This window comes from Streptomyces longisporus, from assembly GCF_039532765.1.
Lineage (GTDB): Bacteria > Actinomycetota > Actinomycetes > Streptomycetales > Streptomycetaceae > Streptomyces > Streptomyces longisporus.
Genome location: NZ_BAAASG010000002.1, coordinates 333,820 through 358,696, shown reverse-complemented (window position 1 = coordinate 358,696; position 24,877 = coordinate 333,820). Strand labels below are relative to the sequence as shown.

General features: G+C 69.1%; 23 protein-coding genes and 2 pseudogenes. 12 read left to right on the top strand and 13 right to left on the bottom strand.

The features are described from left to right. Nucleotides 1-38: 38 nt before the first annotated feature. Nucleotides 39-1,031, bottom strand: coding sequence for a dihydroxyacetone kinase subunit DhaK (dhaK, locus tag ABD355_RS03235; RefSeq protein ID WP_344398476.1), 993 nt, complete (start codon nucleotides 1,029-1,031; stop codon nucleotides 39-41). 413 nt (nucleotides 1,032-1,444) lie between these two features. Here dhaK and ABD355_RS03230 point away from each other — a divergent pair, with 413 nt between their 5' ends. Beyond that, entirely contained in the window at nucleotides 1,445-1,633 is a 189-nt protein-coding gene (locus tag ABD355_RS03230) for a hypothetical protein (RefSeq protein WP_344398475.1), read from the top strand. A 209-nt stretch (nucleotides 1,634-1,842) separates the two neighbouring features. On the opposite strand, the gene ABD355_RS03225 is transcribed toward ABD355_RS03230, so the two are convergent. The 7 genes and pseudogenes from ABD355_RS03225 to ABD355_RS03195 all read right to left on the bottom strand — a co-directional run bounded on the left by ABD355_RS03225 (nucleotide 1,843) and on the right by ABD355_RS03195 (nucleotide 8,849). Continuing rightward, a complete protein-coding gene (locus ABD355_RS03225) occupies nucleotides 1,843-2,277 on the bottom strand; it encodes a GNAT family N-acetyltransferase (protein ID WP_344398474.1) in 435 nt (144 codons plus the stop codon). Continuing rightward, nucleotides 2,274-2,582, bottom strand: a complete 309-nt coding sequence (locus ABD355_RS03220) for a YbaK/EbsC family protein (protein WP_344399034.1) — start codon at nucleotides 2,580-2,582, stop codon at nucleotides 2,274-2,276. Before ABD355_RS03220 ends, ABD355_RS03225 begins: the two co-directional genes overlap by 4 nt. Nucleotides 2,583-3,021: 439 nt before the next feature. After that, a complete protein-coding gene (locus ABD355_RS03215) occupies nucleotides 3,022-4,044 on the bottom strand; it encodes a hypothetical protein (protein WP_344398473.1) in 1,023 nt (340 codons plus the stop codon). Nucleotides 4,045-4,074: 30 nt separating this feature from the next. Beyond that, nucleotides 4,075-4,560, bottom strand: a complete 486-nt coding sequence (locus ABD355_RS03210; protein ID WP_344398472.1) for a hypothetical protein — start codon at nucleotides 4,558-4,560, stop codon at nucleotides 4,075-4,077. Nucleotides 4,561-4,915: 355 nt separating this feature from the next. Then, nucleotides 4,916-6,183, bottom strand: a pseudogene (locus ABD355_RS03205) (IS701 family transposase). Between the two features lie 157 nt (nucleotides 6,184-6,340). Further along, nucleotides 6,341-7,462 carry an FAD-dependent oxidoreductase gene (locus tag ABD355_RS03200; protein WP_344398471.1) on the bottom strand — a complete coding sequence of 374 codons (1,122 nt, stop codon included), beginning with the start codon at nucleotides 7,460-7,462 and terminating at the stop codon, nucleotides 6,341-6,343. Between the two features lie 637 nt (nucleotides 7,463-8,099). After that, nucleotides 8,100-8,849, bottom strand: coding sequence for a TetR/AcrR family transcriptional regulator (locus ABD355_RS03195; protein WP_344398470.1), 750 nt, complete (start codon nucleotides 8,847-8,849; stop codon nucleotides 8,100-8,102). Between ABD355_RS03195 and ABD355_RS03190 the strand changes: the two genes are divergently transcribed. Further along, complete coding sequence (locus ABD355_RS03190) at nucleotides 8,842-9,834, top strand: substrate-binding domain-containing protein (RefSeq protein ID WP_344398469.1); 993 nt, start codon at nucleotides 8,842-8,844, stop codon at nucleotides 9,832-9,834. The two genes, ABD355_RS03195 and ABD355_RS03190, sit on opposite strands and share 8 nt — an antisense overlap. Before the next feature lie 193 nt (nucleotides 9,835-10,027). On the opposite strand, the pseudogene ABD355_RS03185 reads toward ABD355_RS03190, so the two are convergent. Further along, a pseudogene (locus tag ABD355_RS03185) lies at nucleotides 10,028-10,138 on the bottom strand (M1 family aminopeptidase); the annotation flags it as partial. Between the two features lie 32 nt (nucleotides 10,139-10,170). Here ABD355_RS03185 and ABD355_RS03180 point away from each other — a divergent pair. Next, nucleotides 10,171-10,548, top strand: a complete 378-nt coding sequence (locus ABD355_RS03180) for a hypothetical protein (RefSeq protein ID WP_030739679.1) — start codon at nucleotides 10,171-10,173, stop codon at nucleotides 10,546-10,548. A 208-nt stretch (nucleotides 10,549-10,756) separates the two neighbouring features. Here ABD355_RS03180 and ABD355_RS03175 read toward each other — a convergent pair whose 3' ends face one another. After that, nucleotides 10,757-11,350, bottom strand: a complete 594-nt coding sequence (locus ABD355_RS03175; RefSeq protein ID WP_344398468.1) for an Rv1733c family protein — start codon at nucleotides 11,348-11,350, stop codon at nucleotides 10,757-10,759. A 267-nt stretch (nucleotides 11,351-11,617) separates the two neighbouring features. Here ABD355_RS03175 and ABD355_RS03170 point away from each other — a divergent pair, with 267 nt between their 5' ends. Continuing rightward, nucleotides 11,618-12,619: an Acg family FMN-binding oxidoreductase gene (locus tag ABD355_RS03170; RefSeq protein WP_344398467.1), complete on the top strand. Its 1,002-nt coding sequence runs from the start codon at nucleotides 11,618-11,620 to the stop codon at nucleotides 12,617-12,619. Nucleotides 12,620-12,625: 6 nt separating this feature from the next. On the opposite strand, the gene ABD355_RS03165 is transcribed toward ABD355_RS03170, so the two are convergent. Then, nucleotides 12,626-13,903 (bottom strand): diacylglycerol/lipid kinase family protein, encoded by a 1,278-nt coding sequence (locus ABD355_RS03165; RefSeq protein WP_344399033.1) that lies wholly within the window; start codon nucleotides 13,901-13,903, stop codon nucleotides 12,626-12,628. Nucleotides 13,904-14,089: 186 nt separating this feature from the next. Between ABD355_RS03165 and ABD355_RS03160 the strand changes: the two genes are divergently transcribed. Beyond that, a complete protein-coding gene (locus ABD355_RS03160; RefSeq protein WP_344398466.1) occupies nucleotides 14,090-15,502 on the top strand; it encodes a DUF2252 domain-containing protein in 1,413 nt (470 codons plus the stop codon). Here the strand turns inward: ABD355_RS03160 and ABD355_RS03155 are convergent. After that, nucleotides 15,492-16,805 carry a cation:proton antiporter gene (locus tag ABD355_RS03155; RefSeq protein WP_344398465.1) on the bottom strand — a complete coding sequence of 438 codons (1,314 nt, stop codon included), beginning with the start codon at nucleotides 16,803-16,805 and terminating at the stop codon, nucleotides 15,492-15,494. The two genes, ABD355_RS03160 and ABD355_RS03155, sit on opposite strands and share 11 nt — an antisense overlap. Before the next feature lie 40 nt (nucleotides 16,806-16,845). Further along, nucleotides 16,846-19,197 (bottom strand): arylsulfatase, encoded by a 2,352-nt coding sequence (locus tag ABD355_RS03150; RefSeq protein WP_344398464.1) that lies wholly within the window; start codon nucleotides 19,195-19,197, stop codon nucleotides 16,846-16,848. A 159-nt stretch (nucleotides 19,198-19,356) separates the two neighbouring features. Here ABD355_RS03150 and ABD355_RS03145 point away from each other — a divergent pair, with 159 nt between their 5' ends. The 7 genes from ABD355_RS03145 to ABD355_RS03115 all read left to right on the top strand — a co-directional run bounded on the left by ABD355_RS03145 (nucleotide 19,357) and on the right by ABD355_RS03115 (nucleotide 24,846). Further along, nucleotides 19,357-19,788, top strand: a complete 432-nt coding sequence (locus tag ABD355_RS03145) for a DUF7144 family membrane protein (protein WP_344398463.1) — start codon at nucleotides 19,357-19,359, stop codon at nucleotides 19,786-19,788. 58 nt (nucleotides 19,789-19,846) lie between these two features. Beyond that, nucleotides 19,847-20,458 carry an HdeD family acid-resistance protein gene (locus tag ABD355_RS03140; RefSeq protein WP_344398462.1) on the top strand — a complete coding sequence of 204 codons (612 nt, stop codon included), beginning with the start codon at nucleotides 19,847-19,849 and terminating at the stop codon, nucleotides 20,456-20,458. A gap of 117 nt (nucleotides 20,459-20,575) precedes the next feature. Continuing rightward, nucleotides 20,576-21,835, top strand: coding sequence for a hypothetical protein (locus tag ABD355_RS03135; RefSeq protein ID WP_344398461.1), 1,260 nt, complete (start codon nucleotides 20,576-20,578; stop codon nucleotides 21,833-21,835). A 140-nt stretch (nucleotides 21,836-21,975) separates the two neighbouring features. Beyond that, nucleotides 21,976-22,377 (top strand): SHOCT domain-containing protein, encoded by a 402-nt coding sequence (locus ABD355_RS03130; protein ID WP_344398460.1) that lies wholly within the window; start codon nucleotides 21,976-21,978, stop codon nucleotides 22,375-22,377. Between the two features lie 79 nt (nucleotides 22,378-22,456). After that, nucleotides 22,457-23,842, top strand: a complete 1,386-nt coding sequence (locus ABD355_RS03125; RefSeq protein ID WP_344398459.1) for an anaerobic sulfatase maturase — start codon at nucleotides 22,457-22,459, stop codon at nucleotides 23,840-23,842. A gap of 135 nt (nucleotides 23,843-23,977) precedes the next feature. After that, nucleotides 23,978-24,355, top strand: a complete 378-nt coding sequence (locus tag ABD355_RS03120; RefSeq protein ID WP_344399032.1) for an SHOCT domain-containing protein — start codon at nucleotides 23,978-23,980, stop codon at nucleotides 24,353-24,355. A 41-nt stretch (nucleotides 24,356-24,396) separates the two neighbouring features. After that, nucleotides 24,397-24,846 carry a DUF6325 family protein gene (locus tag ABD355_RS03115; RefSeq protein ID WP_344398458.1) on the top strand — a complete coding sequence of 150 codons (450 nt, stop codon included), beginning with the start codon at nucleotides 24,397-24,399 and terminating at the stop codon, nucleotides 24,844-24,846. The last annotated feature ends 31 nt before the right edge of the window (nucleotides 24,847-24,877 follow it).

The window sequence follows — 24,877 nt, the reverse complement described above, 5'->3', positions numbered from 1 at the left end:
CTTGCGTGGTAGGTACGTTGACACCTCGGCCCGCTGCTCTACATGCCCCAGCGCAGCCCGGGCGTCTTCACCGGGGCGTCCCACAGCCGCAGCAGTTCCTCGTCGATCTGGCACAGGGTGACCGAGGCGCCGGCCATGTCGAGCGAGGTGACGTAGTTGCCCACCAGCGTCCGGGCGACCGCGACACCACGCTGGGAGAGCACCCGTTGCACCTCGGCATTGAACCCGTACAGCTCGAGCAGTGGTGTCGCCCCCATGCCGTTGACCAGGACGAGCACCGGATTGCGCGGAGGCATGTCCTCCAGGATCGCGTTCACCGCGAACTCGGCGATCTCCCCCGAGGTCATCATCGCCCGCCGCTCCCGGCCGGGCTCGCCATGGATGCCGATGCCCAACTCCAGCTCACCCGAGGGGAGATCGAAGGTGGGGCTGCCCTTGTCGGGCGTGGTGCAGGCGCTGAGCGCGACGCCGAAACTGCGGGAGTTCTCGTTGACCTGCCGGCCGATCGCCTCCACCCGCTCCAGCGGCTGCCCCTCGTCCGCCGCCGCGCCCGCGATCTTCTCCACGAACAGCGTGCCGCCGACACCGCGCCGCCCCGCCGTGTAGAGGCTGTCGGTGACCGCCACGTCATCGTTGACCAGCACCTTGCCGACCTGGATGCCCTCGTCCTCGGCGAGCTCGGCCGCCATGTCGAAGTTCAGCACGTCGCCGGTGTAGTTCTTCACGATGAACAGCACGCCCGCCCCGCTGTCCACGGCCGCCGCGGCACGCGCCATCTGATCGGGCACCGGTGAGGTGAACACCTCACCCGGGCAGGCCGCCGACAGCATGCCGGGACCAACGAATCCACCGTGCAGCGGCTCGTGCCCCGAGCCACCCCCGGAGATCAGGGCGACCTTCCCGGCGACCGGGGCGTCCCGCCGCACGATCAGCCGGTTCTCCACGTCGACGGTCAGCTCGGGATGGGCGGCGGCCATGCCCCGCAGGGCGTCCGCGACCACGCTTTCCGGCACATTGATCAACATCTTCATGGGTACCTCCTGGTGAGAGTGGCAGACGGGCCCCTGACCTTTATTTTTGCAGGTCAGTGCGGGTTTCGCTGGTTAGGGATCCTGGCGGTCCATGGCGGTCGGAAGCGGGTTCTTGCGGTATTGATGCTGACCTGATGCTGAGGTTGATGATGAGTTGTCAGATGGCGGCGGTGTGTCGGTCGTGTGGCGGCTGGAGCACTTCTGTCGGCAGTATCGACCTTGCGGCGGGGAAGGTCACGTGTACACAGTCGGCCTGTCTCTTGAGCTCACCGACAACGAGCACAGGCTTCAGTGGCGTATGGGACGCGAGGGATGGGATGGAACTTGTGGTCCATAGCCCGCGCTGCGGCGATTGCGTGTCGGCGGGCCAGAGTGAATGGATCCGGCAGGTCAGTGGCCACCACACAGGGGACATGGCGGCGACTTCCCGGTGCAGCGGCTTCAGCACTGGTGACATCGCGGACAAGGACGGCGTCGGGGCCGGGCGGCGCCCACTGCACATGGCGAGCGTGCTGAGGGGGCAGTCGGTGAGGACACCGGTGTTTTTGACCAGCCACGTCACGTCGGGGTACGTCGAGGCTGCCGCGGTCGCCTGGGCGTGATCGGTGATGTCGAGGCGGACCGGGTCACGTCGGGTCGACGACTGATTGCGGGTCGCGGGCCGCGCCGCAAACGCGCTGCGCGCCGCGTTGCAGGAGCAGCCGGGCCCTCACTGCCCGAGCCCCTGGTTCGCGCCGGTCACCAGCGCCGTGGCCCCCTGAATCCGCAAGGTTCCCCGTCTCCCCCTAACCGATTGGCCGACAGTTTCCGATCAGGCAGTGGACCACTTGAGATGAACGGCCGTCTCGTGGAACCCCAGAACGTGATAGAAGTCAGCCGCTCTGCGGGTCGGCACGGTCACCTCCACGTCCTTCGCCTCTCGGGCCTTTGCCTGTACGGCCCGGACCAGCACGGAACCCGCACCGCGGCCTCGCATGGACTCGTCCACGGTGAGTTCGAGCAGTTCGAGGATCGTTCCGCCGGCGAACAGGGTGGGCATGCGCACAGCGAGCAGGTACCCCACCACGCGGGAGTCCTGCTCGGCGACCAGGAACTCGACACTTCCGTCCGAGGCGGCCTCGATGATCCGGGGGAACGTGGTGGCGTCGAAGACCTGTCGGTCGGGCTTGTAGCTCGTCACGAACCCGCTCAGCAGACGGTAGATGTCATCGGCGTCCGAGGGCGTGGCGTCGCGGATAGTCGTCATACTGGCTCATCGGCCGGGAGGTCGGCGATCGACGCCGTGGCGGCTGCCATGAGCTCCGCCGCCTCGACCTCGATGCTGCTGGCGGGCCTACCGCTGCCGCAGTGCACCCGTCCCAGGCTGCGGACCGTCCCGTCGAACACCACCACCGCAGTCCGGTCCGCGATCACCGGACACACCCCGCCCGGCTGCATCCCCGCCCGTGCCGGCCGCCGGGCATCGGCGGGAGACAGGTCGCCTCGGCGGATCCCGGCTGCGTGGGCGAGGCCGTGACGGTTCGCTCCAGCGGAACGCCCAACGTGGCACAGACCTCCAGAGGGCCGGTCAGGTCGGGGTGCTCGCTGAGCCGGAAGGACACAGCGAGCGAAGCGAGGATGCCCGGTGGGCCAACGGGCGCGAGACCGTTCACTTAGCCCAGATTACAGTGCACGGTAAGGGAGTTGATCTCGGTTTGGCGGAGCAGAAGTCGTGCACGCCGCTCCGCCGGGACCTACACGCGGTTGGAACCGCACAAAGGCAAGGAGGCGAGCAGGGGCGGTCCTTGAGGTTTTGGCGGCGATCTCATGAAAGCCGGGGTCAGGGCCGTACCAGGACGAGAGCTCGCAGGAGCGAGAAGGGCGCGCGATCCAAGATCTCGCCGAACGATCCCGAGGTGTTCGAGCTCACCCTGGAAAATGACACGATCAAGAGCAGCCCCTCAGAGCCTACTTGTCATCGACATGGCCATTTCGCCCCCGTGTCTTGCTCTCAGGCCGGAGGCTGCGCTCGGTATTGGTCGAGGGAAGCGGCCCGTTCGTGGTACGGCAGGCGGGATAGGCGGCAGACGAGCGTCCACATGGCCCGTTCCTCTGCAACAGTCACCGGGAGAGAAAAGCCGAGCGACTCGGCGAGTGGCTTGCGGCCGAGGTTGACCAACGCTCTGACAGCAGCTGCCCACTCGTCGGTCGCGCTCACCGCGGCCCGATACCACAGTGGTATGAGCCCAGTGAGACAGGCGGCAGCCAACGCCAGGTGGACGGCGGGGTGTGTTGAGGCCGACAAGACGACGAGGCCGGACAGGGCCACCGCGCCATGGCCGTAAAGGAGGGCGACGAAGAAGTCGACGCGCGTGCGGGTCAGTTCGACCTGGCGCCTGGTGGAGTCGGGCGCTGCGCCGGTGAGTTCGTGCCAGATCACCTGGGTGTCGAGTCGGTACCTGTCATAGCCATACTCTTCGAGACGGCGAATGGCATTGCCAAGCCGCGTCGGGGCCACCTGCTCGTCGTTTACAGGGTAGCGGGCTAGCTTCTCTTGCAGGATGGCTCGTTGCGCTGCCGTCCGCGCCCGGTCTCGGTTTGCCAGTTGAGCCGTGCGTGAGTTGGCGCGGAGCTGAGCCAGCTGTTCCGCTCCTTCAGGGCGCAGCGAACCGTCCTGTTCGCGCCGTTCCAGGCGCATAAAGGCAGCTCGGTCCCTTAGGTTGCGCTTCACTTGTAGCTGACGTGCGCATCCGTACTGATAGAGACGCCTTGGCCACAGCATGTAACCCTCAAGGATGCGGTACAGAGTGTTTTGCAGAGCGTGGAGGATCAGGCCGGCCAGGATCGATCCCACCAAGAGTGTCACTGATGCGCTCGTGCCCGATGCAAGGCGCATGCGAGCGACGCTGCTGACGTGACGCAGTTCAGGCGCGATGATCAGCCAGAAGATCGCGAGGTTGACGCCAGATGGCATGATCCAGCCGACGAGCATGGCCCAGGCGCCGCCCAACACCCCTTTGGCGATGTCACCCATACTGAGAGCCCCTTTCCTCGCAGGGCACCCTCATTCGTCTTCCCAGTCGTCGTCATCCAGGGGAGGGCCTGGCGGCGTGCTGTTGGTGCCAGTCTCCCGGCCTCCCGGCAGTCGCCTCCTGGATGATCTCCATACCTGGAACACCCTGTGCCATGGCTGGGACAACCTCGACAGATGCTCCAGCAGAGTCCGCACGACGAGCGTCGCAACTCCGACGGCAGCGATTGCGGCAACGATTGCGGCAATGACCCAAATTGCTACTCCGTCCACACTCCCCTCCCTCGTCTGGGAATCCCATGCGTGCGAGACCGTATCTGACGCAGAGGACCCGTCTGCTCCCCTCGTCCATTCGGTCAACTGCTTGACGAAGCCGGTGACCTTTTTCTGCCCGCTCTCGGAGAGGAGGACCCAAGGCAGCCAGACAGAGGTGAGGAGGACCGCAGAGGTGATGAACGGGAGGATGCGGAGTGCCCTGAGGAGGTGCTTGGGGCCGGCCAACTCCGGGATGTACTGCACGTCGACGGCCTCTCATGGCTTCGCCGTGCCCTACTTCCAAAAACGCTTGAGCAGGGGGCTTCACAGCGAATCAGGTAAGAACGCGCGCTGTCACAGCGCCAACGTGCTCCCGGTGCCCACGAGTAGGGGCCACTCGGCGTGCCGACGGTCCTGCTTGGTGACGGACGTCCAGGGAGCCGCAGATGATCAACGGTCAGATCTGCGGCGTCGATATGTGCATTGTTGGATGCATGAGTTGCCCCCGTCCTGCCCGGTTCTCCGTCAACCGGCAGGCGTGCAGTATGACTTACCGGTCGGCCGCTGTGCAATACATGGTTTGAGGAGACCAGGCAAGGTGCTCGGCAGACATTCACCCTCACGAGGTGGGGGTGTGAGTGCCTGGCCAGAGGCCGTTAGTGCTCCCAGTCCGGTTTCGTGATCTACCCGGCGGATTCGTCGGGGGTTCGTCGTCGGTAGTGACCGCGTCGGGCTGTTGCCTGGTGGTGTCGCCGCCAGAGGGACCAGTGCAGCAGCCTGGCCGTCGACGGCAGGCGGGTTGAAGACGGCACCGAAGATGACGGCGGATCTCGGGCGCGGTCAGCGTGATCGGATCGAGGCTGTGGTCGAAGTAGTGCGGACCGGCCGGCCGCTGTGGTGCCGCGTCGGCGGCGACGGCGGTCAGGAAAGCCAAGGCGAGCATGGCGAGCGTGATGTGCCGGTGCCAGGAGTTCCAGTGCCTCACCTGATAGTGGTCCAGGCCGACCTGGCTCTTCGTGGCCTGGAAGCACTCCTCCACGCTCCAACGGACACCAGCGACGCGCACCAGCTCGGCCGGGGAGACCGTGGCGGGCGACCAGTACAGATGGAAGGCGAGTTCACCGGTGGAGAGGTTGCGTCGGATGGCAGTGTCAGTTCGCGCCGATGCCGATGTGGATCCAGGTCCAGTCGTAGGACCGAGGACCTTTCGCGCCGGTGCCGGCACTCTGACGATGCCAGGCTGTGGCGGGCGGCCGGCCGGCAACGGTGTCCGCGCGAACGGCAGTGCGGCCGTGGTTGATCCTTACCTGCGTCGAGCAGGCGACGGCCAGCACATAGCCGGTGCCGCGTGCCTCAAGGACGGCGCGGAGACGCGGGTCCTGGCCGTAGGCTTCGTCAGCGGTCGCCCAGGCCGGGGTGATTCCGGTGTCCGGCGCTGCGGCGATCATCTCCCCGGCCGGAAAGGGCTTGGTCTGAAACCGCACTTCGTCGGGTGTTCCGGCAGCGTGGCAGCGTTCGGGATCATCGGCCCACGAGTGCTCGGGCAGGTAAAGCCGACGGTCGATCAGAGCGCGTCCCCGGCTCGTTGCCGGCGCAAGGATGGAAGGACCGGCCCGTCTTCAGGAAGCCGGTCTCGTCCACGAACAGGAAACCGTCGGGCGTGGCGAGGTGTTCCGCGGCGTAGGAACGCAGGTCGTCGCGGAGCGCGTCGGCATCCCAGCAGGCGTAGCGCAGTAGACGTTGCGGCGACCCGGGTCGCGTATGGCCCGCTTGCTCGGCCATCTGCCGGCCGTTCTCACGCTCCACGCCCGACTGCAGCTCGAGCAGGTAGGAGCGGGCTGACGCGCGGCGCTCAACCCGCCGGAACCGGCCCGTGATCCGGGCCATGACCTGGTCGATCACGCCTACCGACGGGCAGGGCCTGGGCTATGGCGTGCAGCCACCGCACGATCTTCAGGAGTCGACACAACCCCCGATGATCATGAGATGGCCGTGCCCGTTCCCTGCCGGGTTCGCGACAAGAGCGCGAACCCGGACCGAGGTGTCAGGAGCGATCGAACAGAGTGACTGCGCTCTGCGGTGCTTCCTGGCCGAAGAAGATCTCCAGGTTCTGCGCCGAGCGGCTGGCCGCGTCGCCACTACGAAGGAACAGCCGTTCTTCGTAGGCGGTGAGCGCGACCTCGATGTCGGGTTGCTCAACCAGCTTGCTCGCCAGGTCCGCGCCGTCGTACATGGCGAGGTTCGCACCCTCGCCGGCGAAGGGCGACATCAGATGCGCGGCGTCGCCGATGAGCGTCACGCCGGGCACCCTGTCCCATGAGAGCCCGACGGGCAGGGCGTAGATGGGTCGGAGCCACGGTTCCGCGTCGCTCTGTGTCACGAAGGCGGTGAGCAGCGGCGACCAGCCATCGAACTCTTCGGCAAGTTGACGGAGGCCAGCGGACGGGTCGCCGAAGTCGATCGACCTCATCCACTCCTCGGGCTTGTTCAGCGCCACGTATCCGCGCACGTGCCCGTCGGCGTAGCGATGCGCGATGATGCCTTTGCCCGGCGCGACCGCCATCAGCGTGCCGCTGCCGATCGCGGCCACGCTCGCCCGGCACTCCTGGCGGCCCGAGGCCAGGGCGATCTCGATGAAGCAGGTTCCGCTGAATACGGGCTTGGCGGTGGTGAGCAGCGGACGCACCTTCGACCAGGCACCGTCCGCGCCGATGACGATGTCGGCGCGCGTGGCGGATCCTTCCGCGAAGGTGAGGAGGTAGCCGCCCTCCACACGGTGCCGGACCGAGGCGAGCTTGTGACCCCACCTGATCGTTCCGGGCGCCAGCGAGTCGATGAGCAGGCGCCGCAGTTCGCCACGATCCACCTCAGGACGGGCCGAACCGGGGTCCGCGGGCATGTCGAACAGGATCGTTCCGTGGCGGTCCACCACGCGCTTGGCGTCCTCGCCCGGGCGGACCAGAGTGAGGAACTCGTCGTACAGACCGGCTGCGCGAACTGCGACCTGGCCGGTCTCTTCGTGGATGTCGAGCAGGCCGCCTTGCGTACGGGTCGTCGCCGAAGCCTCACCCTCGTAGATCGTCGCGGAGACGCCGTGAGCCTGAAGCACCCGGGCGAGCGTCAGCCCGCCCAGTCCCGCTCCGACAATGGCGATGGTCTTCTGCATGCTGCGCTCCTCTGTTGCGCCGGCACGCGCCGGCGATGGTCAGCGCCGAAAGCGGACGGGGTGCCCGATCTCGGCAAGGAGACGCTCACCGATCAGAACCATCTGCATCGATGTATGTGCGACGTCCGGCGGGTGGACCGCGGAACATCGTTTTTCGCGACCTCGTGACTATAGCTCGGCATCCGCCTCGCGGTGACCGGGACCGCTCACGCTGCGACGCACCGCGCCAGCCACGCTCGTCCTCGACAACCGCCTCGACCGGCCCGGCAGTGCTGCCGGAAAGACGACACTCGCTCGCCCTGGTCCATCTGGCGCAGACACCACCAGGCAACAGCCCGACGCAACCACCCCCGACAACGGACCGCCGACGAGCCCACCGGATAGATCACGAAACCGGACTGCAGTATTTGGTGGCGCCGGCAGCACCGATGGCTGCACTGAATCTCTAGCGCGGGGGCGCGTGCTGGAGGAGTTGCATCGTCCGCACCCTGCCCGCTCGTCACCCTGTGGCCATCGGCGTGACGGGGCGGCCGCCCCACCCGAATCGGGCGATCACGCGTCAGTTGCAGCCATGGCACCGCGTTGAGGTTGGTATGTCCCACTGGAGTGCTCACCGGCCAACTGGGCTGGGGAACGCTCACCGCGGAGTGTTGTCCGGGCGCTCGGCTCCGTCGAACAACACCTGGACGGCGTCGTTGAATCCCGCCGTGTCGGTCAAGCCGAAGGCGACACGCTGGAGCAGGAATCCGTGCAGCAGGCCGATCACTACCCGTGCGCCGCTCTCCGGGTCCACTGTTTGGACAGTGCCCGCCGCTTGTCCGCGGCGCAGGGCGTCGGCGATGCTGCGACGGACTCTTTCGAAGCCTTCCAAGGCGCGGGCGTGCAGGCCGTCATTGCGCAGCAGTTCCGACCAGGTCTGCACAACACACTGCAGCAGTTCTTCGACCGGCACCATCTGCCCTGCGGCGTCCGTGACGGGCTCGGCGCTCAGTGCCTGAAGGGAGGCGGCGAGCAGGTCGCCCAGGGTGGGGGCGTCGGCGGCCACGGCCACCCGCTCCATCGGCTCGAAGATCAGCCGGAAGGCGTCCGCGGCGATGGCCAGGATGATCTCCTCCTTGCTCGCGAAGTAGCGGTAGGGGGCGCCCGCGGAAACGCCGGCTGCGGCGGCGATGTCCGGCATCGAGGTCTGGTGGAAGCCGCCCCGCGCGAAACACCGGCGCGCTGCCGCCACGATCTCCGCGCGCTTGGCTTCCCGACGCTCGGGCGTGATGCGCGGCATGGCCCGCCTCCCTCGAAGTGAATGATCATTCATCTTGACAGGGGAACCGTATCGGGCCCATGGTGAAAATGAAAGGTCATTCACGGAAGCGAGGATCTTGATGAGCACCGAGCTGACCATCGGCACCTACCGGTACGAGCACACCGAGGCACTCTTCGACGGCCGCGCAAAGATCGACGGGGTGGACGCCATCCTTGAGACGGAGCCCCTCGTCTCGGACCTCTTCCGGCACATGCTCGAAGGCCGCTACGACATAGCGGAACTCGGCTTGACCTACTTCCTGCGCACCTTCGACCTGGAGGACGCGCCATTCATGGCGCTGCCGATCTTCCCGAACCGCAACTTCCGGCACTCCGCCATCTTCGTGAACACCGAGGCGGGGATCGAGAAGCCGCAGGACCTCGCCGGCAAGACACTCGGCGAGTTCGCGCTCTTCGGACACGACGCAGGGGTCTGGCCCAAGGGCATCCTCTCGGACGAGTACGGCGTGACCGTCGACCAGTGCCGCTGGGTCATCGGCGGCACCGACCATCCCATCCCCGCGTTCGACTGGCTCCCGCAGCCGGTACCGGACGGCGTGGAGGTGCGGCACGCCGACGACGGCCAGACCCTGGGCGCCATGCTCGAGTCCGGAGAGATCGACGCGCTCATCTCGGTCGACGTGCCCCAGGCCATGTTGCGGGGATCGACGAAGGTCGCCCGGCTCTTCCCCGACTATGAGAACGTCGAGCGCGACTACTACCGGCGCACCGGGATCTTCCCCCCGATGCACATCGTCGCCGTCCGCAAGGCGCTGGTGCACCGTTCCGAGGATCTGCGCTCGGTCTACCGCGCCTTCCTCAAGGCAAAGGACCTGGCCGAACGCGCATACATCGAGGACGCCGCGAAGCAGCACATGAGCCTGGTGACCCCCTGGTTCAGCAGCCTGTTCGAACACAACCGCAGTCTGCTCGGCGAGGACTGGTGGCCCTACGGCATGCGCGCGAACCGCAAGGCGGTCGACACCTTCCTGCGCTACCACCACGAGCAGGGCCTCTCCAAGCGCCTGCTGACCAGCCGCGACATCTTCATCCCCGAGTTCCTCGACACCTAGGGCGAGTCCGGTCCGAGTCGGACCAGGTCGCCAGGAGTGCCCGCCGATCTGGAAAGCGGGGACCGGAGACCATCTCCTGGGTGGGTTCACCGTTGAGCCAGCGCACTGAGGTCGGTGAACGCCTTCCGGATGCCGGCCGACCGCGCCATACAGCGGCTCATCCCCGACGTCGCTGCCCAGCACTCCACCGTCGTGCCAGCCCCCAACTGAGCCACATGTCCTTCCACTTGCGCGGCGTGACGGAGTTGCCGAACCACTGGTGCGCGAGCCCATGCACGAGCAGGGCCTCGTCCGGAGCTTCGGGAGCGCACGGGAAACGGCTGGTATTACTGGGGCATGCAGGAAGAGATTGCACGCTCCGCGATCGACACGTTCATCTCCGCGTTCAACGCCTCGGAGGACAGCTATGTGACTGCCCTGCTCTCCCAGGCCCTGACCTCAGACGTCGTCTTCTGGGGGCCGTTGGGTCGCAGCGAAGGAATCGCGGCGGTCGAGCGGTTCGTGCTGGACATCCGGCGCCACCCGGCGGGGACCGGCACGATGGTGCGCTGCTCGGCGGTGGACATGCCTGACGAATGGGCCCGGTACCAATGGGTCTTCACCACCCCTGATGGAGGTCCCCGCCTGGCGGGAACGGACGTCGTCCATCTGCGACGGAGCCTCATCGACCAGGTCATCGTCTTCGCGGGGGAGATCGAACCGTCCGCCTCCTGAGTCATCCTTCTGTCGCTGTCCTTCTCCTGGACTTGCCCCCTTGGCAGGGCCACCGACGTAACGCCTACGAAGAAGTCGTCCGCCGTGAAGCCATGGACCACACCCCGGACCCGGCCGGCGCTGGTTCAGAGAACTGCCTTGGCGTGTCCGAGCAGCGGCCCGCCTCCTCGGCGTGCCGGGACACGCCCGGCATCGACACGGCCGGCGGTCAGCCCGTCTTGTGTCCCCACCGCGGGCCGACCAGGTCCCACTCCCTGCCCCATTCGTCGATGCGCCGCCGGTCCAGCCAGTAGCGTGCGGCGCCTGTGACTCCGAACGCGATGCCGCTGACGGCGAGCGCCGACGCCGCTGCCAGGAGGCCCGCTTCGACCGCCGCATCGGTGCGGCTCGGCGGTCGGGTGGTGAGGTCGCCCCGTGCGTCGGTCCAGAGCACCGTCGTTGATCCGGCCTTGAGTCCGCCGTTCACCAGTGTCCTGCCGGTGCGGGCGGATCCGTCCTTTCCGATCCAGCGGACCTGCGCAAACGCCCGGTAGCTCGTCGCCTCCGCGGGTGGTGTGTCCGTGAGGAGCACGGCCGTTACGGGGGTGCGCTCGGCGCGCTGCTGCATGAAGGCGTCGTCGGCGGCCCGGGCCGTCAGCACGCCGGCGAGGGCTCCGCCCACGGCCACGAGCGTCCAGAGGGCCAGCACGAGCCAGGCCTCGAGCACGTCGTCGCGCCTGCGCAGCGGGTTGGCCCGCCACCGCCACAGCCACCTCTTGGTTCGTCTGCACGTCAGCATCGGCTCGCACCTCTTCGTCGTCACTTCGAGCAAGGTGACAGCCGTGCGCGTGTCGTGGCATGGGCCGGGCAGAGGCAGTCGTGGGGCCGACCGGGACCAAGTCTGCGGCGACGAGGGGCCCTTCAGCCCTGCCGCCACCCGTGGGCGGAGCGATCCATCCCCACGACCGTCCTCATGGGTGGCCCGACGGGCCACCTGCCGGGGACCATCGGCCCCTCACCCGGAGGCCGTCGCGCGCTCACCCTCGTAGGACAACCACCTGTTCCGAAACCCGTGCGGGAGGAGGGCACCATGCCATCCGTGCCTCTCGACGCCGCGACCCTGGAAGCCTGTGTGGCGGCCGCCGTGGCCGCGCCCTCGTTCTTCAACACGCAGCCCTGGCGCTTCAGGCTGGACCCCGAGACCGTCGCCTTCGAGGTGCGCGCGGACCCGCAGCGCAGCCTGCCTCGCGCCGATCCGGCCGGCCGTGCGCTGCATCTGTCGGTGGGTGCCTCCGTCTTCAACCTCCGCGTGGCGGTGTCCCACTTCGGCTGGTCCCCCGTGGTGCGGCTGCTGCCCCGCCCCGACGACCCCGGCCTGCTCGCCGTCGTCCGGCCCACCGGATCGGCCGGTCGGTACGGCACGGAACACCGTGGCGACCTCTACCCGGCGATCTGGCGCAGACACAGCAGCCGCTTCCCGTTCTCTCCCAGGCCCCTGCCGCCGCAGGCGCGCGCCGAACTCGCCGAGGCCGCCCACGCGGAAGGCGCCTCGCTGGACTTTCCCGAGGCCGCCGAGACGGCCCGGCTGCTGCGGGTGACCGCGGAGGCCGAGCAGCGCAACCGCCTCGATGGCGACCGCGGCAGGGAGAGCCGCCGCTGGGTGCACCGGGACCCGGACAGCCCGTTCGACGTCGGCCTCCCGCACACCGCACTCGGTCCGCAGGACGCCCGCGAACGCATCCCCATGCGGGACTTCACCGCCACACGCCAATCCGGGCGGCTGCCCGCCCAGGACTTCGAGACCGCGCCGGCCATCGCCCTGCTCAGGACCGAGCACGACCGTCGTACGGACTGGCTGCGGGCGGGAGAGGCACTTGAACACGTCCTGCTCGTGGCCACCGCCCTGGGGCTGCGCGCGTCGCTGCTGCACCAGCCGATGGAATGGCCCGACCTGCGCCGCAGCCTGGGCCCTGACCCCCACCACACCGGTCACGCCCAGATGCTGATCCGGCTCGGCTACGGACCGGAGGGCTCCGCCACCCCGCGTCGTACCCCCCGAGCGGTGCTGGATGCGGAGGCGCCGCACCGATAGCCGCGACTACCGGTTCCCTCCGGCCGCGCTACCGCGTGCGAAGGCGAGTCGCCCCAGGGCCCGCCAGTCCGTCGGTGGATTCGCCCGGGGCACCCCCGGCCGGCCCCGGGGCACCCGTACGCGCAGCGAACCGGGCGCTGTGCGGCAGGTCACGGGGGTGGGCAGGACGAGGGCCTCGCCGTCGACGCCGACCGGTATCTCCGCAGCATCGGCGTCCACCACCACCTCGGTGGCGGTGAACGCGGTGAGCCCGCGGGCGTGCCGGCCGCGCAGCAGGTCGACCGCCTGGGCCGCGTTGTCGACGTTGACGCCGAGGACGCCGAGCACGCCGGAATCCAGCTGCGTGCGGCGACCGAGGCCGGCGGCATCCCCCACCTGGTAGGGGTTGTTGCTGACCAGCACCGCCTGCGGTGCATCCATGAGCACGTGGGCGTTGCGGACGGTCAGCCGGGGGCCGGACCGGTGGGTCAGCAGCTCCGGTAGCCGCTGGAGGATCGTGCCCACCTTGTCGTCACGGTAGGCGTCGCTCTGCACGACCTGCGCGTACACACCGAAGGACGCGTTGTTGACGAAGACACGGTCGCAGACGAAGCCGAGGTCGATGCGGAGTTCCACTCCGTCGGTGAGGGCGTCGAGGCACTTCGAGCAGTCGGCACGATCCAGGCCGAGATCCAGCGCGAAGTGGTTGCGGGTGCCCGCCGAGATCACCATGAACGGTATGTCGTGTTGTTCGGCAACCCCTGCGACCTGCGCCTGGGTGCCGTCCCCTCCGGCGACTCCCAGCAGGTCCGCGCCCTCGGCAACGGCTCGGCGGGCCAGTTCGGCGACGTCCTGCGGGTGAGCGGGGTCGAGTACGGCGACCTCGGCGCCCAGTGCCCGGGCCCTCTCCGCGAGGTGGAACCTGCCGACCTTACCGCCGCCCGATCGGGGGTTCATGATGAGAAACGGCGTTTTCGGCGGCGGAGTCCGCTGCTGCGGCGGTCCCGCGGGACGCGTCTCCGCGCCGAGGGCGGCTCGCCCGGTCAGTCTCGCCACGGCCCCCAGGGTGAGGGCCGACAAGGCGGCCCACAGCAGGTGCACGGCGGAGTAGTACACCAGCACGGCGAGTGGCACCACCGAGGCCAGGGCGGAGGAAAGCGCCCGGAGCAGGCCGTGACGGGTGAGCGCCCACCACACGGCGGCCGCCGTGACGGCGAGCCCCGCCAGACCGACGAGCAGCAGGGAAACGCTTCTGACCCCGGCAGCCGCCAGCAGCAGCACGATCGCGGCGGTCGCGACCAGCAGCGCGAGACGAGCCGTCCACCTCTGAACCGTCCCGGGCGGACGGTCGCTCGGGACGGCCGCCCGAGCTGGAGTCTCGGCACTGCGCACATGCGTATCAGAGCGCCCGTCGCCGGCCGGGACATCACCTGCCCGGGGTGATCCCACGCGAGCAGCGACCCGCGACGATGCGAGAAAGGAGGGACGCTCATGGTCACGATGAACGAGAGCCCTGCATCTTCTTCCGAGCGCGCGGAGCTGGGAAAGGCAACGCGGGCCGTGCTGCCGCGCACCGCCCATGCCGTCTTCGAGCCGGACGCCAAGCGGCCGGATCCCGTCGACATCATCGAGCGGCAGTCCGCCGCCAGGGTCCCGGAACTCGTCCCGATCCGTTACGGCCGGATGCTCGAGTCGCCGTTCCGCTTCTACCGCGGCGCGGCGGCGATCATGGCGTCCGATCTGGGGGCATCCCCGCACACCGGGCTGATGGCCCAACTGTGCGGTGACGCCCATCTGTTGAACTTCCGGCTGCTCGCCTCCCCCGAGCGGCATCTGGTCTTCGACATCAACGACTTCGACGAGACCCTGCCGGGCCCCTTCGAATGGGACGTCAAACGGCTCGCCGCGAGTCTGGTGATCGCCGGTCGCGCCAACTCGTTCCCGGAATCGGACTGCACCACGGTGGTGCGCGAGAGCGTCCGGGCCTACCGCGAGCGGATGCGGGAGTTCGCCGGGATGCGCACCCTCGACATCTGGTACGCCCGCGACGACGCCGCCCAGGTCGAGGCGATCCTGTCCGAGAGGCTGAGCCGCAGCGACCGCCGACGGGTCGACACCGCGTCGGCCAAGGCCCGTACCCGGACCAGCCTGCAGGCCTTCGGGAAACTGACCCGCCTGGTCGACGGCGCACCCCGGATCATCTCCGACCCCCCGCTCATCACACCGCTCGACGAACTGCTGCCCGGCAGTGAAGGCGGCGAGCTGCAACGGACCCTGCGGGCCTTGGTCGCGGACTACGCACGCACCCTGTCGTCGGAGCGGCAGCACCTCCTGGGCCGGTTCCACGTGGTCGACATGGCGCGCAAGGTGGTCGGCGTCGGCAGCGTAGGCACCCGCTGCTGGATCATTCTGCTGCTGGGCCGGGACGACGACGATCCCCTGCTGCTGCAGGCCAAGGAGGCAGGCAACTCGGTCCTCGCCCCCTACAGCGGTGCGAGCGCGTACGAGAACCAGGGTGAGCGGGTGGTGGCGGGGCAGCGGCTGATGCAGGCCGCCAGTGACATCTTCCTCGGCTGGAAGCACATGACGGGCATCGACGGCCGCGAACGCGACTTCTACGTACGGCAGTTGCGGGACTGGAAGGGCATCGCCCGGCCGGAGACCATGGATCCCGCGACCCTGGCGCTCTTCGGGCGGCTGTGCGGCGCCTCGCTGGCGCGCGCCCATGCCCGCTCCGGCGATCCGATCGCCATCGGCGCGTACCTCGGTCGCGGCGACACCTTCGACCGGGCGCTGGCTCGGTTCGCGCAGGCCTACGCCGATCAGAACGAGCGCGATCACCAGGCGCTGGCCGATGCGGTGGCCGCGGGACACGTGTCGGCGAGGACGGACCTCACCGCGTAGCACCTGGCTCGGCGGACAGCGCCGGGCTCTCCGGCACCGCGGCGCCCTCCCGCAGCTCACGGCCGTCACCCGCGGCCGTCCGCCGGAACCAGGCGCCGTACCTGTCGGCGAGCGCCACGGCCGACACACCGTGCAGCAGGACGCTGAGCGCCACTGTCGCGGCGACCACCCGGCCCATCGTCTCCGTCCCCGGCACGTGCTCCTCCACCACGAGCAGCGCCAGGACGACGGAGGCGAGACCGCGCGGCCCGAACCACCCGATGTACGCGACGGTCGGCGGCCGCAGACCGCTGCCGAGCAACGAGACGGCCACGGGCACCATGCGCACCACGGTCAGGCTGAGCGCGGCGTAGACCATGATCTTCCAGGTCAGGTGCTGCAGCGTGGGTCCCAGCAGCACCGCGCCGAAGAGCATCAGGCTGACCGACGCCAGCAGGCCCGCCAGGTTCTCGGCGAACTCGGGCGTGTCGTCCCTGTTCCGCTGCTCGCTGTCATCGGCGACGGGGAAGCGCCGAAGGACGTATCCGAAGGCGAACCCGGCGACCCAGGCAGCGATGAAGCCGCTGCCGTCGGTGATCACGGCCAGTTCGTACGAGACCGCGGCGAGGGCGAGGACAAGGACTTCCCGCCACTGCCGGGTGACCCAGCCGTGCCCTCGGGCCGCCTGTAGCAGCCGGCCGCCGCAGCCGCCGACCAGCACGCCCAGGGCGGTGCTGAGCAGCAGGGCACGCCAGAATGTGCCCGCCACGCCTTCGTGGGCGTAGGACGTGCCGGGGATGGCCGCGAGGAAGATGACGAAGAACGGCAGCACCATGCCGTCGTTGAGGCCGCTCTCCACATTGAGGCCCTGGCGGACGAGCACCGGCACCCGAGGATCGGACATGGCGCTCTTGCCCAGGGCGGCATCCGTGGGTGCGAGGATCGCGCCGACCAGGGCCAGCTCCCACGCGGTCAGTCCTGGCAGCAGTGGCCAGGCCAGCAGCCAGCCCGCGGCGATGCTCAGGGGGAGGCCGATGCCCAGCAGCCGGCCGGGCAGGAAGCCGCCCGTGGCCAGGTCGCCTCGCCGTACGGTCATGGCGTCGGTGAACAGCACCAGGGTCAGGGCGGCTTCCAGCAGGGCCGTGAGCGGTGCGGCGTCGTGTCCGATGCCGACGAGGTCGAGGACGGCGGGACCGATGAGGATGCCGCATCCGGTGAACACCATCGCCGAGGAGACGGGCGTGGTCGACAGCCGACGCGATCCGAGGGCGTAGGCGGTGGTGACGGCCGCCACCGCCACCACCGTCCAGGCGCCACTGCTCATCGCGCCGTCCTCCCTCCGGCAGCCGTTGCGTACGCCCCCGTCAGTCGCGCATGAAGGCGCCGGCGGCCTCCTTCTCCAGATCGGCGAAGGGCTGACCGCTGACATCGACCAGCACGCGGCGGATCGTGCCGCCCAGGAAGTGGAAGGGCGGGTCGTAGTCCGCGGACACGGCCTGGCCGCTGTCGCGGCCCACGCACAGACCCTCGCCGTCGCAGGCGAACATGCCGGGCTGGGTCCTGATCCGGATCGCCCCCGCCTCACGGTCGTCGACGCGCAGGGTCAGGGTCCCGACCGTGAGGCCGTTGGCCTTGCGGTCGTCGGCGTGGAAGGCGGCCGACAGGATGTGGTCGCCGACGGGCACCCGGCCGGGCGAGGCGACCTTCTGCTCCATCCGGCCCAGCCAGTTGTAGACGTAGTGCAGCCGTCCGTCGAGGAGATACAGGCTGTGTCCGCCGAACCGGCCGCCCTGCGCGAACAGCACACCGCGGGCCTCGGGGGTGTCGAGACGGACGTCGGCGGCGAGCGTGTAGGACCGGCCGCGGATGTTGACCGCCACCGGCTCGGGCACGTCGGCGCAGTCGGGGTAGTACACGTACTGGCCGCGGGGCTTGGAGAGCTGGGGCCGTGGCGTGCTGAAGATCTCGATCGCCGTGCGGTCGTCGAGCGGCAGCCCGTTGTGGCGTTCGGCCTCGCGCGCCCACAGCCGCTTGAGTTCCTCCAGTTTCTGCGGGTGCTCGGCCGCCAGGTCGCGGGCCTCGGAGCGGTCCTCCCGCAGGTGGTAAAGCTCCCAGGTGTCGTCGTCGAAGCTGCTCCAGCCGGACGGTGCCGGCGGATGCAGCGCCGAGGCGTGCCAGCCGTCGTGCCAGATGCCGCGGGTGCCCAGCATGACGTAGAACTGCGTGTCCCGGGGGTCGGGTGCCTGGGGGTTCTCCAGGACGCCGCGCAGACTCGCGCCGTGCAGCGGGGACTGCCGGTAGCCCTTGACGCTCTCCGGCGGTTCGACACCGAGCAGGTCGTACAAGGTCGGCACGAGGTCGATGGCATGCGCGTACTGGTGCCGTATGCCGCCCGCGGCCCCGATGCCGGCCGGCCAGGACAGGAACATCGGGTCGGCGACGCCGCCCTCGTAGGAGGCCCACCGCTTCCAGTACTTGAAGGGGGTGTCGAAGGCCCAGGCCCACCCGGTCGGGTAGTGGTTGTAGGTCCTGGGGCTGCCGAGGTCCTCCAGGTGCCGCAGGTTGTCCGCCATGTCGTCGGGCACGCCGTTGAAGAAGTTGTTCTCGTTCAGGGAGCCGTTCGGGCCGCCCTCACCGCTTGCCCCGTTGTCGGACACCACCACCGTGATGGTGTTGTCGAGCTGCCCCGACTCCGCCAAGTAGTCCAGGACTCGGCCGAGTTGGGCGTCGGTGTAGGAGATGAACCCGGCGAAGACCTCCGCCATGCGGGCGAACAGGCGCCGCTCGTCCTCGTTCAGGGTCTGCCAGGGGCGGACGAACTCGCCGGCCGGCCACGGCGCCCCGCCGGGCCCGAGCGCGTACGGCTCGCCGTGCGGATTGACCGGGGTGAGCTCGGTCCCCTCGGGCATGATCCCCAACTCGATCTCGCGCCGCAGGGCCAGCTCGCGGTAGACCTCGTAGCCGTCGTCGAAGACGCCCCGGTACTTGTCGGCCCACTCGCGCGGGACATGGTGCGGGGCGTGTCCCGCGCCGGGGCACAGATAGGTGAACCACGGCTTGTCCGGCGCGATGACCTTGGCGTCGCGGATGAACTCGATCGCCAGGTCGGCCAGGTCCTTCGACAGGTGGTAGCCCTGGTCAGGGGTCTGCTTCACCTCGTGGGGATGGTTGTCGTAGACGAGGTCCGGGTAGTACTGGTCGGTCTCGCCGCCGAGGAAGCCGTAGAACCTCTCGAAGCCGCGGGAGAGCGGCCAGTGCCGCTTGGACGAGGCCATGTTGGCCTCCTCCGAGGGGCACAGATGCCACTTGCCGACGCAGTAGGTGTTCCAGCCGCGCTCCACCAGCACCTCGGCGATGTTGGCGTTCTCCATCGGGATGCGCCCGTTGCTGTTGGGGAACCCGTTGGTGACCTCGGTGACGCAGGCCATGCCGTTGCTGGTGGCGTTCCGGCCGGTCATCAGGCACGACCGGGTGGGCGAGCACAGGGCGGTGGTGTGGAAGTTCGTGAAGCGCACACCGGCGTCCGCGACACGGCGCATCGCCGGGGCCCTGACCAGGCCGCCGAAGAAGTCGAAGGTTCCGAAGCCCACATCGTCCCAGACGATGTAGAGGACGTTGGGCGCGCCGTCCGGTGGCTGCGGCTCCCGGTACGGCTCCCAGTCGGGCACCGAGTCGCGGATGTCCTGAGCGATCCTCCCCCGGAACTCAGCAGCCATGTCAGCCTCCTCGGGTTCGTGGGAGTGCACGCCCAGCACAGCAGGAAGGGGTGCGCCGCAACCTCACCCTCACCGGGTGACCACGCAGCGGTCCGATCGCTTCAGGATCGGTGGTGAACGGCTGCGAGCCGCAGCCCCTGTGAGGAATGGAGGCCGGCCATGGCCAGCACCGTTACTCCTCGTCGCCATGCGCCCCGCACGATGGCCGCCGCTGCCGGCCTCACCGTGTTCGCCGCGGTGATGCTGATGATCGCCGGTGTCCTCGACATCTTCCGCGGAATCATGGCGATCGCCAACGACAACGTCTTCGTCACCACCCCCAACTACGTCTTCAAGTTCGACCTGACCAGCTGGGGCTGGATCCACCTGGCCCTCGGGGTGGGCGGGGTGATCGTGAGCCTCGGTCTGTTCACGGCGGCCACCTGGGCCAGGGTCGGGGGTGTCGCCATAGCCTCCCTGCTGATCATCGCCAACTTCCTGTCCGTCCCCTACTACCCGATGTGGTCGCTGACGCTGATCGCCATGTACGGGTTCATCATCTGGGGGCTGTGCGTGGTGCGGCGCGACGACGTCACCGACCAGAGGATGTGAGGTGCCCTCACCCGGCGCGGGGGATCACGGGACCCGGCTCGAGGTGGGAGGTGACACCATGACCTCGACGCCCACGCCCGCCACGCCCGACGCCCAGGACATCCTGGCGGACATCGGCGACGCATGGCTGTGGGCGCTGGGCTGGGCCCTGGCGACCCTGGTGCCGGGTGTCGTGGTGCTCGTGTGGCCGCAGGAGACGCTGCATGTGCTGGCCGTCGTGATCGGTCTGCACTTCCTGCTCGGGGGCGCCTTCTCGTTCGTGTCCGCCTTCTCGCGTTCGTACGGGGACAGCGGCAGCCGGCTGATGCGGATCCTGCTGGCCTTCGGTTCCGTGCTGGTCGGGGTGGTGTGTCTGCGCCATCCGCTGCAGACCATCGCCGTGCTGTCCCTCGTCGTCGGGGTGTTCTGGCTGCTGTCGGGGCTGGTGACGGTGTACATCGCGGTCGCGGACCGGGGCAGGGCCCACCGTGGCCTCACCTTCGGGACGGGCGCCCTCGGTGTCGTCGCCGGCATCGTCGTACTGGGCTACCCCGCCGAGTCGGCCGTCGCGCTCGCCCGTCTGCTGGGCCTGTGGCTGGTGCTGCTCGGCGCCGCCGAGGTCGCCGTGGCGCTGGTGTTGCGCTCGGCCGGCCGACGCGTCCTGCACGCTTCGGACACGCCACCGCGGTGATCGGCACCACCGGCCCGCATCCTCACACGTACGGGCCTTCCCGACGTGCGCTTCGCGGCCTTCGCAGCGGCAATGGAGAGGAGGTTGAAGAACCCCGCTGGAGAAGCTGGAGTTTGCATGAGCCCGCCGCCCGGGAGGATCGTCCGCGCGACGGCCTCCGCAGTACTGATCGTACTGACCTGCATCCTCGTTCCCGTCGCGCTGCTCACGGTGTGGATCCACGACATCGCACTCGACACGAACCGGTACGTGTCCACGGTCTCCCCGCTGGCGACCGACCCGGCCATCCAGGACGCGGCCGTCAACCGGCTCTCCCATGCGGCGGACGTACGCGTGGACGGCGCCCGGGCTGCCGCGGAGCTCGCCGACTGGCTGCACTCCCAGGGACTGCCGCCACGGGCCACCGCCGCCGTACGAGGGCTCGGACCGCAGATCGAATCCGCCACCGACAGCGCGGTGACGAAGATCGCCACACGGGTGGTGCACAGCGACGCCTTCGCCACGGTGTGGACGAACGCCAACCGAAGGGCCCACAACGCCGTCGTGCACGCCCTCACCGGGCAGGGGCGCGGCGCCGTCGGCGTCAGCGACGGCACGGTCACGCTTGACGTCGGAACCGCCGTCGACCAGCTGAAACAGCAGTTGGTCGCCGCGGGCCTGTCCCCGGCGGCGAAGATTCCCGATGTCAACAAGCAGCTGGTGCTGTTCCACTCCGACCAGCTCGCCAAGATGCGCAAGGGCGCCCATGCGCTGGACGTGATCGGCACCTGGTTCCCCGTCCTGGTCGTCCTGATCGGCGCCGCCGGAGTGCTCCTGGCCCGCCGCAAGCGGCGCGCCCTCGCCCGAACCGCCCTCGGGGCGGCCTTCGCCTGCCTGGTGGTGGCCATCGGCCTGGTCGTCGCGCGCCACTACTACCTGGACCACCTCCCGCCCCAGGTGCAGTCGAAGGCGGCCGCAGCAGCCGTCTTCGACACCCTGCTGCACTTCCTGCGGCTGAGCCTGCGCACGGCGATCGTGCTGGGGATCGTGATCGCGCTCGGCGCCTATCTGATCGGTCCCGGACGGCTGCCGGTGGCGATCCGCGGCACCTCCGAACGCACCGCGGACTCCGCGGCCATCTGGGCATACGCGCACCAGGTCCGCACCGGAAAGGTGGGTGTCTGGACGCAGACCTACCGCCGGTGGATCACGCTGGCCGCCCTGCTGATCGTGGCTCTGGTCTTTGCGCTGTGGAACCATCCCACCGCGCTGACGATCCTGCTGCTCTGCCTCGTACTGATCGGTGTCCTGGCCCTTGTCGCCCTCCTGGCAGCCGGCGGCCGCGCGACGCTGAACGGGGAGCAGACACCCCCACCGCAACCGCACGACGCCTCCTGAGACCTCGCCCTCCCCATGCCGGATCCCGAGGCCCACCCGCAGGGGGTGATGCCCGAGGGGGAGGCCCGGCCCACCGTATGAGGCGCAGGCCCCACCGGTCGGGCAGCCGTCGCCGCGGCCACCTGAGTGCGGAGGTAACCATGGACTACCCGCTGCTCAACGTGTTCCTGACCATGCTCTGGTTCTTCGTGTGGATCATGTGGTTCATGCTGCTGTTCCGCGTGATCGGAGACGTCTTCCGCGACGACGCGCTCAGCGGCTGGGCCAAGGCCGGCTGGACACTGCTGGTCTGCGCGCTGCCGTTCCTCGGCGTCCTCGTCTATCTGATCGCCCGCGGGCGCGGGATGGGCGAGCGCGAGATGCGCCGGGCCCAGGTCCAGGAGCAGGCGTTCCGCTCGTACGTTCGGCAGGCCGCCGCTACGGGTCCGGTGGCCGGGGCCACCAAGGCGGACGAACTCGGCAGACTGGCCGCCCTGCACGACCAGGGCGCCATCACCGACGCCGAGTACGAGCGGGCCAAGACCAGGGTGCTGGCCGTCTGACCACATGGTGAGCGCCTGCCACGGCGTCACCCGCCACGGGTGACCCCCCGGCCCGGACCGCGCCGCCACGCTGGGAGCCATGAGCACCGTATGGCTGCCCGCCCCCACCGTCCGGCGTCCCGACGCCGTGGCCTCGCGCAGCCCCTTCCACCTGCTGGCCAAGCCCACCGGGGCGATCTGCAACCTGGACTGCACGTACTGCTTCTTCCTCTCCAAGGAGCTGCTCTACGAGGGCAGCAGGTTCCGGATGGCCGACGAACTGCTGCAGGAGTACATCCGTCAGCTGATCGAGGCGCACGGTCCGGCACCGGAGGTCACGGTGGCCTGGCAGGGCGGCGAACCCACGCTCATGGGACTCGACTTCTTCCGCCGCTCCCTGGAGTACGAACGCCGCTACGCCCGCCCGGGACAACGCATCGTCAACACCGTCCAGACCAACGGCACGTTGATCGACGCCGAATGGGCGCGGTTCTTCCGGGACAACGACTTCCTCGTCGGGCTGTCCGTCGACGGGCCCCGCGCGATGCACGACGCCTACCGCGTCGACAAGGGCGGCAAGCCGACCTTCGACCGGGTCATGCGAGGGCTGGACCACCTGCGTGCGGCAGGCGTGGACTGGAACGTGCTCACCACCCTGCACGACGCCAACGCCGGCCACGGCCGCGAGGTCTACGCCTTCCTGCGCGACGACTGCGGCGCCCGGCACCTGCAGTTCATCCCGATCGTGGAGCGCACCACCGCGCAGCACCTGCCGGCCGCCGACGCGGGCTGGGGCGCCAGGGCCAAGGACCGGCCGCTGTACCGGCAGGAGGGCGAGCAGGTCACCCGGCGCTCGATCACCGGGGAGCAGTACGGCCGCTTCCTCGTCGATGTCTTCGAGGACTGGGTACGACGCGACGTCGGCACCGTCTACGTCCAGATGTTCGACGTGGCCCTGGCCAACTGGTACGGCGCGCCGCCGTCGTTGTGCGTGCACTCCGAGACCTGCGGCCGCGCGCTCGCCCTGGAGCACAACGGGGACGTCTACTCCTGTGACCACTTCGTCGAACCGCGGTACCTGCTGGGCAACATCGGGCAGCGGCACCTGCTGGAGCTCGTGGACTCGCCCGAGCAGCAGCAGTTCGGGCAGCACAAACGGGACGGTCTGCCGCGCTTCTGCCGCGAGTGCGACGTCCGGTTCGCCTGTCACGGCGGCTGCCCAAAGGACCGGTTCGACATGACGCCGGACGGCGAGCCGGGCCTCAACCATCTGTGCCCCGGCTTCAAGGAGTTCTTCCACCACGTCGACCTGCCGATGCGCACCATGGCCGCGCTCCTGCGCCAGGATCTGCCGCCCGCCCTGATCATGCGGAAGTACGCGGCCGCCGACGCCCGACGGCCCCACAACGCCCCCTGCCCGTGCGGAGGCGGGCGCAAGTGGGCGCGCTGCCACGGGCGGCGGCCGCACCCCACCCGCACCGGGTGATGCGTGCGCAGGCCGGCGGGCGCAGCGTGGAGCAGGTAAGGCCGGGCACCGCCGCGCCATCACGGCGGTCGACACGTGGAGGCAACCGTGGACTATCCCCTGGCAAGCTCGGACTATCCCCTCCTCAGTGCGTTCATGACCATGCTCTACTTCTTCCTGTGGATCATGTGGTTCGTACTGCTCTTCCGGGTCATCGGGGACATCTTCCGGGACGACCGCATGAACGGGTGGGGCAAAGCGGGCTGGACGCTCTTCGTCTGCGTGCTGCCGTTCCTCGGCGTCTTCGTCTACCTGATCGCCCGCGGGCGAGGCATGGGCGAACGCGACCGGCGCCAGATGCAGCAGCAGGAGCAGGCCTTCCGCTCCTACGTCCGTGAAGCCGCCTCCGAGACTCCCGCCCCCGAGCGGACCAGTGCGGACGAACTGGCCAAACTCGCCGGGCTGCACGACCACGGCGACATCACCGACACCGAGTACGCGCAGGCCAAGGCGAAGATCCTCGCCTCGCACTGACCGCGCACGGCACACAGCCCGAGGAAGAACGGAGCACCGGCATGAGCATCCTCGGACCGATCGACCTGATCATCCTTTCGTTCCCGGCCGGCCAGCCTCCCGACTCCTTCCTGGCGGCGGTGCAGGAAATCGAACGCCGCAATGACGTCCGCATCCTCGATGCGCTGGTGGTGACGAAGGGCCCGGACGGGCGCATCGGCAGGACCGAGTTGTCGGACATCGCGAACCTGGGCGACGTGGCCGCCGACATCGCCGCGCGCCGCACGCTCGGGATGGTCGGCCTCGACGACGTCAACGAGATCGCCATGGTGATGGATCCCGACACCACCGTCCTCGCCCTGCTGGTGGAGAACGTGTGGGCCCGGGAGGCGGCCGAGGAGGTCCGTCGCCACAACGGCCGTCTGCTGGCCACGGTGCGCATTCCTCATGAGCAGATCGCCGAGGTGGAGGCGGAACTGAGCGGCGCAGCCACGCCGCAGACACTGACGTGACGCCCGCATGCGGCGGCACGACTGCGGAACG

Bases quoted from the DNA above. Each gene is read 5' to 3' on its own strand.
- ABD355_RS03130 (WP_344398460.1), top strand. From the start codon at position 21,976: ATGGACTACCCGCTGCTCAACGTGTTCCTGACCATGCTCTGGTTCTTC.
- ABD355_RS03180 (WP_030739679.1), top strand. From the start codon at position 10,171: ATGCAGGAAGAGATTGCACGCTCCGCGATCGACACGTTCATCTCCGCG.
- dhaK (WP_344398476.1), bottom strand. From the start codon at position 1,031: ATGAAGATGTTGATCAATGTGCCGGAAAGCGTGGTCGCGGACGCCCTG.
- ABD355_RS03170 (WP_344398467.1), top strand. From the start codon at position 11,618: ATGCCATCCGTGCCTCTCGACGCCGCGACCCTGGAAGCCTGTGTGGCG.
- ABD355_RS03145 (WP_344398463.1), top strand. From the start codon at position 19,357: ATGGCCAGCACCGTTACTCCTCGTCGCCATGCGCCCCGCACGATGGCC.
- ABD355_RS03115 (WP_344398458.1), top strand. From the start codon at position 24,397: ATGAGCATCCTCGGACCGATCGACCTGATCATCCTTTCGTTCCCGGCC.
- ABD355_RS03140 (WP_344398462.1), top strand. From the start codon at position 19,847: ATGACCTCGACGCCCACGCCCGCCACGCCCGACGCCCAGGACATCCTG.
- ABD355_RS03120 (WP_344399032.1), top strand. From the start codon at position 23,978: ATGACCATGCTCTACTTCTTCCTGTGGATCATGTGGTTCGTACTGCTC.
- ABD355_RS03215 (WP_344398473.1), bottom strand. From the start codon at position 4,044: ATGGGTGACATCGCCAAAGGGGTGTTGGGCGGCGCCTGGGCCATGCTC.
- ABD355_RS03200 (WP_344398471.1), bottom strand. From the start codon at position 7,462: ATGCAGAAGACCATCGCCATTGTCGGAGCGGGACTGGGCGGGCTGACG.
- ABD355_RS03230 (WP_344398475.1), top strand. From the start codon at position 1,445: ATGGCGGCGACTTCCCGGTGCAGCGGCTTCAGCACTGGTGACATCGCG.
- ABD355_RS03190 (WP_344398469.1), top strand. From the start codon at position 8,842: ATGAGCACCGAGCTGACCATCGGCACCTACCGGTACGAGCACACCGAG.
- ABD355_RS03150 (WP_344398464.1), bottom strand. From the start codon at position 19,197: ATGGCTGCTGAGTTCCGGGGGAGGATCGCTCAGGACATCCGCGACTCG.
- ABD355_RS03225 (WP_344398474.1), bottom strand. From the start codon at position 2,277: ATGACGACTATCCGCGACGCCACGCCCTCGGACGCCGATGACATCTAC.
- ABD355_RS03135 (WP_344398461.1), top strand. From the start codon at position 20,576: ATGAGCCCGCCGCCCGGGAGGATCGTCCGCGCGACGGCCTCCGCAGTA.
- ABD355_RS03160 (WP_344398466.1), top strand. From the start codon at position 14,090: ATGGTCACGATGAACGAGAGCCCTGCATCTTCTTCCGAGCGCGCGGAG.
- ABD355_RS03125 (WP_344398459.1), top strand. From the start codon at position 22,457: ATGAGCACCGTATGGCTGCCCGCCCCCACCGTCCGGCGTCCCGACGCC.
- ABD355_RS03155 (WP_344398465.1), bottom strand. From the start codon at position 16,805: ATGAGCAGTGGCGCCTGGACGGTGGTGGCGGTGGCGGCCGTCACCACC.